An 11,811-nucleotide genomic window follows, 5' to 3' on the forward strand; every position below is an offset into this window, starting at 1 on the left:
GGGCTTCGTCATCTGCGATCAGGGCACGGAAGGATTCGATGTCGGACTCGCATTCAAAGGCAGCATCAGGCGCACCGTCATGCCGCAGGGTTGATTTTCCAATAATTCTACCTTAGCGGCACTGCCATACAAACTGCGCAAGCGCTCGCGCAGATTGCTCAGGCCTACACCGCCGCCGGGCTTGCGTGGCGCATTCTCGTTCAGGCCCACGCCGGTGTCGCTGATGCGGATCGCCACATGTTCGCCCTCCACACGCGCGCTGAGCGTGATCTCGCCGCCCTCCACCTTCGGTTCCAGACCATGGGCGATGGCGTTTTCCACCACCGGCTGCAGCAGCATCGGCGCGATCCGGAACTGGCGCAGTTCATCAGGCAAGTCGATGCGATAGCGCAGGCGCTCCCCCATGCGCACCGCCAGCACATCCAGGTAGGCGGCGATCAAGGTTGATTCAGAGGCCAGCGTCACCTCCTCGCTGCGGCTGGCCGCCAGGCTGGCGCGCAGATAATCGATGAAACGCTCCAGCATATTCTGCGCCTTGGCCGGCTGCGGACCAATCAGGCTGACCACATTCGCCAGCGTGTTATACAGGAAGTGCGGCTCGATCTGTGCCTGCAAGGCGCGCAGCCGTACCTCGGCCAGCATGCGCGCACTGGCGGCGGCGAATTCCTTCTGCTGCGCCTCCGCCACCGCCAGCGCCGCGCGCCGCTCGGCTGCACTGCGCACCATGAACAACAGCAGGCCAACGATGGCAGCCACGACCAGCAGCTGCAACCACATGCCGTGCCGGGTCAGCAACAGGAAAGGATCGGCACCACTCCAGATCAGGTTTCCGACGCCGACGCCAAAAAACACGCTCAGCGCCATCAGCGACATGCTGAACAGCACACGTGGCAATCCCCGCGCGCGGCGTGGCCAGCCGCCCAGCAGACGATTGGCCACGAACGACCCGCCATGGATCATTGCGCCGATCAGGTTGGACATCAACAGCATCGGCCAGAGTGCCTCGGCGAGGCGCACGTGGCCACGCGTGAACAACAGCTCCAGCGCTGTGAACACCAGGCCCATGAGGCAGCTCCAGACCACGGTGTACAGCACATCGCGCGGCCAGGATTGCGGCCAGCGGCGGAAAAACGGTATCAATTCCAGCGGGTGCGCCATCGGCGGCGTGCATTTTTGTTCAGTCATGCTTGGAAGTTACCATGAAAGCAAACAGGCGCGCGATAAGGCAGCCGCGCCAACGCCATCGGGCCGGCCTTGATGTTGTGCGCATCAAACACCGTCAGCACGCTTTGGGCACGGCGCGTGTCCTGCGCCACGCCGACCACATAACCGTCGGTTTCCGAACGTGCGCCGCGACGCGGCACCAGCACATGCTCTTCCACCTGCCAGCCGGCGCCGAAAGTATAGCCATCCACCTTGCCGCTGTCGGTATCGATCAGGTTCACGCTGTCGAGTATCAGCTCGCGGCCGGCGGCGCCCAGCACCAGCAGCTTGCGATGGCGCGACGACACCACCTGCGGCATCACGCGCGGGAATTCGCTGACACCGAACAGCCGCGCCTCGCGCGCCTGCCCACTGGCGTAATCAAGCGTGATCTGCACCGTGCTGGATGGATTATCGCCGACCATCCGGCTGTCGCCACGCATCGGCAGCGCCACCTTGCGCAAGGCGTCGCCTTCGTGCAGCACGGCGTCCAGACGCGTGCAGGCGCCGTCTTCGTAGGCATTCCCGAGGTGGAAGACAGAGCGTGCCGGCAGCTCGAATACCTGGCGCAGCGTCAATGTATCCTTGGAGATCACCACCGCGCGCAGCGGACGGCGCTTGCCGGCCCAGTGCATGCGGTCGGCAAAACTGGTATCGCTTTCAGAGCCCAGGTCGTACGGGGCGACCAGGAAAATAAGGTGGCGGCCGCTGACCACGAAGTCGTGCACCATATTCAGTTGCGGCACCGGGAGCATGGCGGTGCGCGTCACCTCGCCTTGCGCGTTGAGTCGATAGATAATCAGCTTGTTCGAGCCGGGCGCGGTGCCGAAGTTCCACAGGCCGCCATCCGGGTCCATTTTCGGATGCGCGGAGAACGGCATGGCTTTCAGGTCGCTACGCCAGGTCTTGATGCCGCGCGTGGCCAGCGTTTGCGGGTCCATTTCGGTCGCCGAACCGCCTTCCCATAGCGCATACAGACGCCCGTTCAGCGGCAGCAAATTGGTGTTGGCGACATTGACCGTATCGTTATTTTTCATCCCTTTGCGGTCCACATAGGTGCCGAAGGCGGGATACAGGAACTGGCCGGCCTTGCTCTCGTCGACAAACTTCTGCGTGGCGACAAAGCGACCGATGTGGCTTACCTTGCCGTCGCCAATCTGCCAGCGCTGTGCAAAGCCATCACCGTCGAACCAGTGGTGATAGCGCTCGCCGCCCAGTTCAAAACGCCCCGGCCCGTTGCGGTAAAAGACGCCGCTGAGGTCTTTCGGCAAGGCGCCCAGCACTGTCGCCTGGCCGGCCAGGTCGCCGCTGTGGTCCGCGTACACCGACAGGCGTGCGTTCTGCTCCAGCGCGGCGTGGAAGCTCTGGTAGGTCAGGCTGTCGGCCAGCGCCGGCGTCGAAGCGAGGCCCAGCGCGGCAAAGCTGAGGAATTGGCGGCGGTTGGTCATGGCGGCCTCCGTTCAGCGCAGGTTGACGGTGACGGTGGCGCCGCCTTCGGGCAGCGCGACGCGTGCATCCTCGTAGCGTGGCGCGCTGCGCTTGCCCATGGCGTTGTTGCTGAAGGCATAGTCTTCGGTCGGCATGCCCATCGCGTTGCGGTCCATTTTTCCGTTGTTGTTGGTGTCGTGATAGACAGCGAAAGCGTAATCACCGGCCGGCAGGTCAGCGATCACCACGTCCACCGTACCCTGGCGCGCCGGGGCGGCCACACCACGCAGCGGCTTGCCGAGGAAGGTGTCGGCCGAGTTGTAGAGGGCGATCTTGATCTCGCCTTCCGCACTGGCCACGCCATCGATGCGGATAGCCAGGTCGGCGGCGTGGGACGGCAAGGCGGCGGAAAACAGCAAGGCGAAGATCAGTCGGGACATCGTGGGCTCCTGTATGTGGATGAAAGTGTGATGCCACTTTATCCACGGCCCGCAGGCGCCGTGCCGGCTTGCGACGAATTGCTGCTAGCGGGTGCGAACTGCGTCCCAGTGGCGCGAAATGGTGTCCAGCATCTGCTCCACGTCGACCGGCTTGGCGATGAAATCGTTCATGCCGGCGCTGGTGCATTGATCCTGCTCGGCCTTCATCACGCCAGCCGTCATGGCCAATACCGGCAGCGTCAACCCAAGCACATGGCGGATCTGGCGTGTGGCCTCGTAGCCATCCATGACCGGCATCTGCACGTCCATCAGTACGATGTCATAGTCAGCGGCACGCTCGCGCAGGCGGTTGACCGCCAACTGGCCGTCTTCCACCACGTCCACCTGCGCACCGGCGTGTTCCAGCATGCCGCGCGCCACCACCTGGTTCAGCGGATGGTCTTCGACCAGCAGCAGACGCACGCCCTGCAGCCGTGGCGGCGCTTCGGCCGGCGGCACCGGCTCGGCAACCGGCGACACCGCTGGCATTGTCCAGCCGTCCGCCGTCGAGCTTTGCCAGGCGGGATGTTCGACCTCTGCGCCCTCCTCGGCCACGATAAACGGCAGCGTCACCATGAACTCGCTGCCCGTCCCCAGCGTGCTGCGCACCGTGATACCGCCGCCCATCAATTCCGCCAGGCGGCGGCAGATCGCCAGTCCCAGCCCGGTGCCGCCGAAGCGGCGGGTGGTCGAGGCGTCAGCCTGATTGAAGGCCGAGAACAAACGTGCTTGCTGCTCGCTGTCCATACCAATGCCGGTATCGCGTACCGCGAAGCGCACGCAGGCGACGCCGCCTTGTACCGCACCATCCAGTTGCGCGCGCACAGACACGCCGCCACGCTCGGTGAATTTGACCGCATTGCCCACCAGGTTAATAAGGATCTGCTGCAGGCGCAGGGCATCGCCCACCAGTATCGGCGGCACGCCGTCATCAACGCCAATCGCCAGGCTGATGCCGCGCGCATTGGCGTGCACCGCCATGACGTTGGAGACAGCGTCCAGCACCTCGGCCAGCAAGAAGGTCTGCGGCGCCAGCTCCATGCGCCCGGCCTCGATCTTGGAAAAATCCAGCACATCGTTCAGGATGCCCAGCAGGCCCTGGCCGGAGGAACGTATCATGCCGACGTATTCCTTCTGTGCCTGGCTCAAAGGGGTATTCTCCAACAGGTAAGCCACGCCCAGCACCGCATTCATCGGCGTGCGGATTTCATGGCTCATGTTGGCGACAAACTCGCTCTTGGCGCGGCTGGCAGCTTCGGCGCGCTGCTCGCTCTTTTTACGGTCCGTGATATTCATCGCAGTCAGGTAGAAGCCTATCACCTTGCCATCCTGTGCCACATCCGGCACCAGGTCAACCAGGAAGTGGCGCACGCCCTCGGCACCCTGAAAGTCGCGTTCGAAATGCAAGCGACGACCGCCCAGGGCCGAACGCAGATCGTCCAGCCATGGATCGGCGCCGAGGCCGAACACCTCACTGACGGTTTTTCCCAACATGGCATCCGGATCGAGTCCGAACTGGGTGCGGAAATGGGCATTCACGAAGCGGTAGCGCAGTTCGCGATCCAGATAGGCGATCAGCAACGGCAGCGTGTCGGCCAGCACGCGGGCGCGCCGCTGGCTTTCTTCGGTGCGTTGCTGCGCTTTTTCGCGCCCGGCTTTCTGACGGGCGTTGCTGACCAGAGACAGCAAGCCGACCAGCGCGGCAAACATCACCGACACAGCAACGATCAAGGTATCGTTGGAAGGCAGGGACAAGGTTAACTCGCTATGAACAGGATGAGAAAATATAACCCGCCACGGCACTGAATGCCAAACCATTATGACAATATTTACGATATAGTGGCTCATCGTTGACAACCACAGAACATCGCCATGCGCGCGCTTGTGCTGCTTACGCTGTGCTATGCAATGACCGCCCACGCCAGCCTGCTGCTGGCGTTCGCGCATACCAATGCGACGCCCGTATGGCCGCCGTCGGGCATCGCCTTTGCCGCGCTGCTGGTCATCGGCTACCGCGCCTGGCCAGCTATCTTCGTGGGAGCCTTGATCGCCAACCTCACCACATTCTATGGCAACGGCGTCACGCTGCACGGCAATGCCATCTTTGCCTCGCTGTGCATCGCCTTCGGCAACGTGCTGGAGGGGCTGTCGGGCGCGTGGATGGTACGGCGCTATTTCGATGTCAAAGGTCCCATCGGCCAACAGCAGAATGTGTATAAATTCGCGCTCGTGGCGATGGCCATGTGCGCGGTCAGCGCCGGTATCGGCAGCACCACGCTGGTGCTGTGTGGCCTGGTCCCGCTGTCGTCCTACGGCGCGGTAGCACTCACGTGGTGGGTCGGCGACACCGCCGGCGTGCTGCTGGTCGGTCCGGCCATCATTGTCTGGTGCGTGCGCCGCCTGCCGCGCTGGAGTTGGCGCGGCGCGCTGGAAATCGGCGCTTCGCTGCTGGCGCTGGTGCTGCTGTCCTACCTGGTGTTCGGCCGCCGCTACTCGTTTGACGATGGCCTGGGATGGCTGCCCTACCTGTTCGTGCTGGCGATTGCCTGGTCGTCCTACCGCCACGGCCTGCGCGGCGCCAGCATGGTGTGCATGATTGCGGCTGGCGGCGCGGTGCTGGGCACCATCAATGGACGCGGGCCGTTTGCGGTCGGCACGCTGAACGACGCGCTGATCGCGCTGGCCAGCTTCATCATGCTGTGCAGCCTGATCGCCATGGTGCTGTGCGCCGATGTCAGCGAGCGCAAGCGCGCCGGCGACGACGCGGTCAGCTACAGTGCGGCGCAATGGGGCACGCTGCTGATCGGCGTCGGCCTGACAGTGGCGGTGTGGCACCTGCTGTCCGCCAGCACCGAACGCCGCGCGCAGGAGCAGTTCGAGGCAGAGTGCGCCGACATTGCCAAGCGCATCGCGCGCCGCATGACGCTCTACGAATCCGGCCTGCGTGGCGCGCAGGCGCTGTTCAAGGCGCAGCAGGACCCGACCCGCGACCAGTGGCGCGACTTTGCCGAAGCCATGGATTTGCCACACAACTTCCCCGGCGTAATGGGACTGGGCTACGGCAGGTTCCTGCGCGCCGACCAGCGCGCCGTCACCGAAAAGGACATCCGCGACCAGGGCTACGAAGACTTCCATATCTGGCACAACAACCATGGACAGGACCCCGGCATGTCGGTGGTGGTGATGTACCTGGAACCCTTCGCCGGCCGCAACCTGCGCGCCTTCGGCTACGACATGATGTCCGAACCGACCCGCCGGGCGGCACTGCTGCAGGCCGCGCGCAGCGGCTCGCCGGCGCTGACCGCCAAGGTGGTACTGGTGCAGGATGAACAGCGCGCCAGCCTGCCCGGCTTTCTGATGTACTTCCCGGTCTACGCCAGGGACAAGCACCTGACGCCGGAATCCACGCCAGCGCAACGCATCGCTGCGCTGCAAGGATTTGCCTACACGCCGATCCGCGCCGACGAGTTGATGCGCGACCTGCTCGGCCCTGCCGATCACACGGTGCGCCTGGAGATCTTCGACGGCGCGGCAGCGACGCCGGCTTCACTGCTATTTGCCAGTGACCGATCGCCAGCAGACCCGCAGCAGTATCCAAATCCCTACCAACGCAGCATGCCGCTGGAACTGCTGCATCACCAATGGACGCTGCGCTTCTCGTCGCAACCGGAATTTGAAAACTCCATCGACCGGCAGAAATCGCACATCGTGCTGCTGGCCGGCGTGATCATCAGCCTGCTGTTTTTTGGCGTGGTGCGTGCGCTGACGGCACGCCAGGCCTACGCTACCGCGCTGGCGAATCAGATGACTGGTGCGCTACGCCAGTCGGAAAGCTCGCTGATCGCCGCACGCGACCTGGCGGAAGCGGCCAGCCGCGCCAAGAGCGAGTTCGTTGCCAACATGAGCCACGAGATCCGCACGCCGCTGAACGCGGTGCTGGGCATGGCGCACCTGCTGGGCAACACCACGCTATCAGCCGAGCAGTTGAAGTATGTCGAGATGATACGTTCATCCGGCAACTCGCTGCTCAGCATCCTCAATGATGTACTGGACTTCTCGAAAATTGAAGCCGGCCGCATGGAACTGGCGCCGGCGCCGTTCCAGCTGTCCACGATGCTGGAGGCCATCGCCACCATCATGACCGTCAACGCTGGCGAAAAAGACCTGGAACTGGCGATCGGCGTCGAGCCGGGTGTGCCGCAAGCATTGGTGGGCGACAGCCACCGCTTGCAGCAGGTATTGGTCAACCTGGTCGGCAACGCCATCAAGTTCACCGAAAAGGGCTCGGTGTCGGTGCTGGTGGAACTCGCCGAGGCGCCGGCCACATTGCGCTTCACGGTGCGCGACAGCGGCATCGGCATCCCCGCCGACCGTCTGGCGCAGCTGTTTGCGCCCTTCTCCCAGGCTGATGCCTCGATGACGCGACGCTTCGGCGGCACTGGCCTTGGACTGGCCATATCACGCCGCATCGTCGCGCTGATGGGCGGCAGCATCGACGTGCGCAGCACGCACGGCGTGGGAAGTACATTCAGTGTCACCGTGCCGCTGGAGGCTGGCACGGAAACAGCGCACGAACGCATCGCCCCCGTGCAGCATCTGCTGGTGGTGGACGATGACGAAACCAGCGCCGACTACCTGTGCCGCAGCATCCGCGCGCGCGGCTGGAGCTGTGACAGCGCCAGCACCGGCGAGCAGGCACTCGCGCTGCTGCGCAGCCGCGACGCACGCTACAACGGCGTGCTGGTCGACTGGAATATGCCAGGCATGGATGGCCTGGCTGTTATGCAGGCGATCCGCGCCGATGACGCCATCGCCAAGGCACCGGTGATCCTGATGATCAGCGCCTTCGGCCAGGGCAAGCTGCTGCACACCGACGGTGCGCAGGCTGCGGACGCGGTGCTGCTCAAACCCGTGACCGGCGCGCGCCTGGCCGAAACGCTGCAACAGGCCCATGCCTGCACGCGCGACGCCGCACCGGCAATGAGCACGCCCCCCAGCCAGCGCCTCGACGGCGTGCGCATCCTGCTGGTGGAAGACAATCCAGTCAACCAGTTGGTCGCCACCACCATGCTGGGGCACGCTGGCGCATTGATCGAGGCGGTCGACAACGGCCGCGCCGCGGTCGACCATCTGCGCACCGAAGCGCACCGCTACGACCTGGTGCTGATGGACGTGCAAATGCCGGAGATGGACGGCTTTGAAGCCACCACCAAAATCCGTACCGAACTCGGGCTGCATCTGCCGGTACTTGCGATGACCGCCGGCGTGCTGGCGTCCGAGCGCGAACACTGCATCAGCTGCGGCATGAACGATTTCATCGCCAAGCCGATCGACGTCGATGAAATGCTGCGGGTGATCGCGCGCAACCTGCCGCCCGCCCAACACGCCGCCACCGCCGGTTAAATTTGACCGTTGCGTGCACACAGTGGAAATTTAATGTAGTATTTCACATATATCTTTAATAAAGCCCGAAGCCATGTCCCTGTCACTGACCACAGAATCCATCGCCACCCTGGTCCACGAGTTCTATGACGGCGTGCGCGCCGATCCCGACCTGGGTCCGGTCTTCGACGCCGCCATTGGCGACAACTGGGACCCGCACCTGGCCCGCATGGTCGACTTCTGGTCCACCGTGATGGTCGGCAGCCGCAATTTCCAGGGCAATGTCTTTGGCAAGCACATGCTGCTGAATGGAATCAAGCCAGAGCATTTCCAGCGCTGGCTTGAGTTGTTTGTCGCCACCACCAGCCGCCTGTTCGCGCCGGCCGACGCGGAAGAATTCCAGGTCGTCGCGCGCCGCATCGCCGCCAGCCTGCAACTGGGCTTCTTCGGCGAAGTCAAAGTCTCGTCAACATAAGGAGCAACGCCATGAAAACCATCCCCGAAAACGCCGTTTTCTACAAAAGCACCCCTGTCTTCACCCAGGACAGCGTGCCAGCCGCCATCCAGCGCGGCCACACCACCGCCGACGATGTCTGGGCGCGCATCCGCATCCTCGAAGGCAGCCTGATATACCGCATCACCGATCCGCGCGTGCCGCCGGAAGAAGTGCTGCTGACGCCCGAGCACCACGGTGTCGTCGAACCGCATGTCGAACACGAAGTACAGGTGGTCGGTCCGGTACGTTTTCAACTGGACTTCCACCGCTAATCCAAGGAGCAGCAGCATGAACATCGACAAATTCAAACATCAGCACATCGACATCCTCAGCGCCATCGCCAACCTGCGCCAGCTGGTCCAGCGTGGCATCATCGAACACGCCACGGATATCTCGCACAACATCGTCGCGATGAGCAGCACTATCCGCCTGCATCTGGCGGTGGAGGATCGTGTGCTGTATCCAGCGCTGGAAGCCAGTGGCAACCGCACCATGGCCGGCATGAGCCAGCAATACCGCGACGAGATGGAAGGCATCGCCGGCAACTACCTGGACTTCGCCAACAAATGGAATACGCCACGCCTGCTGGCGGCGGAACCGGAAACCTTCCGCGTCGAAGCCAATCGGGTGCTCAAGGCGCTGTATGAGCGCATGAAACGCGAGGACCGCGAGTTCTATCCAGCGATCGAGGCGATCTAGCCTTCGATCACCAGTGGGTCGCGCAAGCGCTTGCGCGAGCTGCGCGCGTGCGGCACCCAGGCGTGGGTTTGCCAGCGGCGCCACATGATCAGGCCACGTATCCATTCGTCGGCCGCGTAGGCGATCCATACACCGGGCAGGCCCCAGCCCAGCACCACGCCAAGCAGCCAGCTGCCACCTGCCAGCACGAACAGCATCGAGAACGCACCGGCCATCACCGGGAAGCGCGCGTCGCCGGCCGCGCGCAGCGCGTTAATCACCACCAGGTTGAAAGTGCGGCCCGGCTCCAGTATCACGGTGATCCACAGCAGCGTGGCGCCGGCGGCCAGAATCTCCTGATCCTGCGTGAACCAGCCCAGCAGCCACTGGCCCAGCAAGGCCGCACAGGCAGCGATCAGCAGGCACACCATCAGGCCGCGCGCCAGCGAGCGTTTGACGACACGGTGCGCCTCGCGCAGCTTGCCCGCGCCAATCAGATAACCGACCACAATCTCCACCGCCAGCCCGGTGGCGATACTGAACATCATGACACCGCCCATCAGCTGCAGCACATAAGCTTGCGTTGCCAGCGCCTTGGCGCCCAGTTCCGCCGCCGTCGCCACGCTGACCATGAAAGCCAGGCGCCAGGCGATGTTCTCGGCCGCGCCCGGCAAGCCGATATGCAGCACCGCCGCCAGCTCGCGACGCGGCAGCCGCCACCAGTCCTCGCGTACCAGCGTAATGCCCAGGTGGACGCGCCACATCACCAAATGCAGTGCCAGGCCGACCATGCGGCTGATGGTCAGCGCCACCGCATAGCCAGGCAAGCCCAGTGCGGGTATTGGTCCCCAGCCATACATCAGCGGCAGCGCCAGCAGCAGATGGCTGACATGCATGATGATCAGCACCACCAGCGTATCGCGCGTGCGCAGATGGGCGCGCATGACGCCGGCCATCGAGGCATTCCATGCGTCGAACAGCATGGCCGGACCAAGCGCGATGAGGAAAGGCGCGGCCAGCGGGAATACCTCGGCCGGCGTATTCAGCAGATGCAGCAGGCCGTGCGAGCCGGCCATCGCAATCAGCGCGGTGACCGCGCCCAGCCAGGTGCTGGCGCCAACCACCGCACGGGCGACCTTGTTGGCCGCCTCGCGCTGGCCGCCGCCGATATTCTGTGTGACCACCACGCTGACGCCGGCGCCAATGATGCGAAACAGGATGAACAGCGCGGCCGAGACCTGGCTGGCGATCGCAAACGCGCCGCCCGCTTCATCCGAAATGCGCGAGGCCAGCGCGGTGCCGATGATGCTGGAAGCAATCGCCAGCCCCAATTCCACCAGCAGGGGCCAGGCAAGGTTGAACATCGGGGGCGTCTGGACGAGCGTTCGGGAGGAAGACATGAAATTTTGATATAAATTATTGCCAACTGGCCGTAGTTTATATCAAGTTTCAATCCAGAAAGTCAGAATACTCTTTTTGCGAATAGCCTTTCAGCTTTTGCCACGGCAAATCGCGGGTCAGGCCGGGCTGTACGGCGATTTCCACGCGATTGACGAAGGTGCCCGCCTTGTCGCCGCTTTCGATGACCAGCGGGATCTGCCGCTGCTCGTCCCACAGCACACGCTCGAACAGGCTCTTGTCTTCGCGTTCGCGCCAGCGGGCGCCAGCGACGGTCGAAGCGCGCGACGACAGCTTCATGGTCTGTAGGCGTTTGCTGTCCAGCAGATAGTAGGCGTGATCCCAGGAGCCGTCGAAGCTGACGTTGCCATATTCGGCTGGCGGGATGGATACCACGTCCTTGTCGTGCGCATCGATAAATGCGATGCGCGTCTTGGCGCCCTCCTGCATCACATGGCGCGCCAGCACCACGTGGTTGAAGTGTTTGTGCGCGCCGGACTGGTGGTCATCATGGGCGGCATGGGCCGGCAGCACGCGCATGGTCCAGACGTGACCGGCGCGGCGCAGCATTTTCTCTTCGTACCGCGCTTCGCGGGTGACGCCTTCCGGCGTGACGACCTTGCTGTAGTAGGCGATCTTCAGGTCCAGATCGGTGGCGGAAGCGCAAATAGCCACGCTCAACGTGGCTGCAAGCAGTAACAGTTTTTTCATACAACTCTTTAAGTAAACAGGGAGCAGGCAGCGCCC

10 protein-coding genes are annotated in these 11,811 nt (G+C 63.7%); 4 read left to right on the plus strand and 6 right to left on the minus strand.

Translation table 11 applies throughout. The features are described 5' to 3' along the window. Positions 1-18: 18 nt before the first annotated feature. The 4 genes from BLS51_RS00550 to BLS51_RS00565 all read right to left on the minus strand — a co-directional run bounded on the left by BLS51_RS00550 (position 19) and on the right by BLS51_RS00565 (position 4,865). Positions 19-1,185 (minus strand): sensor histidine kinase, encoded by a 1,167-nt coding sequence (locus tag BLS51_RS00550; protein WP_090180099.1) that lies wholly within the window; start codon positions 1,183-1,185, stop codon positions 19-21. Then, positions 1,182-2,651 (minus strand): carotenoid oxygenase family protein, encoded by a 1,470-nt coding sequence (locus BLS51_RS00555; protein ID WP_090180095.1) that lies wholly within the window; start codon positions 2,649-2,651, stop codon positions 1,182-1,184. The genes BLS51_RS00550 and BLS51_RS00555 overlap by 4 nt, the downstream gene beginning before the upstream one ends. 12 nt (positions 2,652-2,663) lie before the next feature. Then, positions 2,664-3,071, minus strand: a complete 408-nt coding sequence (locus BLS51_RS00560) for a DUF2141 domain-containing protein (RefSeq protein ID WP_090180088.1) — start codon at positions 3,069-3,071, stop codon at positions 2,664-2,666. An 84-nt stretch (positions 3,072-3,155) separates the two neighbouring features. Next, a complete protein-coding gene (locus BLS51_RS00565; RefSeq protein ID WP_229207446.1) occupies positions 3,156-4,865 on the minus strand; it encodes a PAS domain-containing hybrid sensor histidine kinase/response regulator in 1,710 nt (569 codons plus the stop codon). Positions 4,866-4,982: 117 nt separating this feature from the next. Between BLS51_RS00565 and BLS51_RS00570 the strand changes: the two genes are divergently transcribed. The 4 genes from BLS51_RS00570 to BLS51_RS00585 all read left to right on the plus strand — a co-directional run bounded on the left by BLS51_RS00570 (position 4,983) and on the right by BLS51_RS00585 (position 9,687). Further along, positions 4,983-8,513 (plus strand): CHASE domain-containing protein, encoded by a 3,531-nt coding sequence (locus tag BLS51_RS00570; RefSeq protein WP_090180082.1) that lies wholly within the window; start codon positions 4,983-4,985, stop codon positions 8,511-8,513. Positions 8,514-8,586: 73 nt separating this feature from the next. Beyond that, positions 8,587-8,967, plus strand: coding sequence for a group III truncated hemoglobin (locus BLS51_RS00575; protein ID WP_090180079.1), 381 nt, complete (start codon positions 8,587-8,589; stop codon positions 8,965-8,967). Between the two features lie 11 nt (positions 8,968-8,978). Then, the gene (locus BLS51_RS00580; RefSeq protein WP_090180073.1) at positions 8,979-9,260 is read left to right on the plus strand and encodes a TehB family protein; all 282 of its coding nucleotides are present in this window, start codon (positions 8,979-8,981) and stop codon (positions 9,258-9,260) included. 16 nt (positions 9,261-9,276) lie between these two features. Beyond that, positions 9,277-9,687 carry a hemerythrin domain-containing protein gene (locus tag BLS51_RS00585; protein WP_090180068.1) on the plus strand — a complete coding sequence of 137 codons (411 nt, stop codon included), beginning with the start codon at positions 9,277-9,279 and terminating at the stop codon, positions 9,685-9,687. Here BLS51_RS00585 and BLS51_RS00590 read toward each other — a convergent pair. Next, positions 9,684-11,030, minus strand: a complete 1,347-nt coding sequence (locus BLS51_RS00590) for an MATE family efflux transporter (RefSeq protein WP_090180064.1) — start codon at positions 11,028-11,030, stop codon at positions 9,684-9,686. The two genes, BLS51_RS00585 and BLS51_RS00590, sit on opposite strands and share 4 nt — an antisense overlap. 85 nt (positions 11,031-11,115) lie before the next feature. Continuing rightward, a complete protein-coding gene (locus BLS51_RS00595; protein WP_090180059.1) occupies positions 11,116-11,775 on the minus strand; it encodes a hypothetical protein in 660 nt (219 codons plus the stop codon). Positions 11,776-11,811 lie beyond the last annotated feature (36 nt).

The sequence above is a fragment of the Duganella sp. OV510 genome (genome assembly GCF_900100205.1).
Taxonomy (GTDB): Bacteria; Pseudomonadota; Gammaproteobacteria; order Burkholderiales; family Burkholderiaceae_D; genus Rugamonas.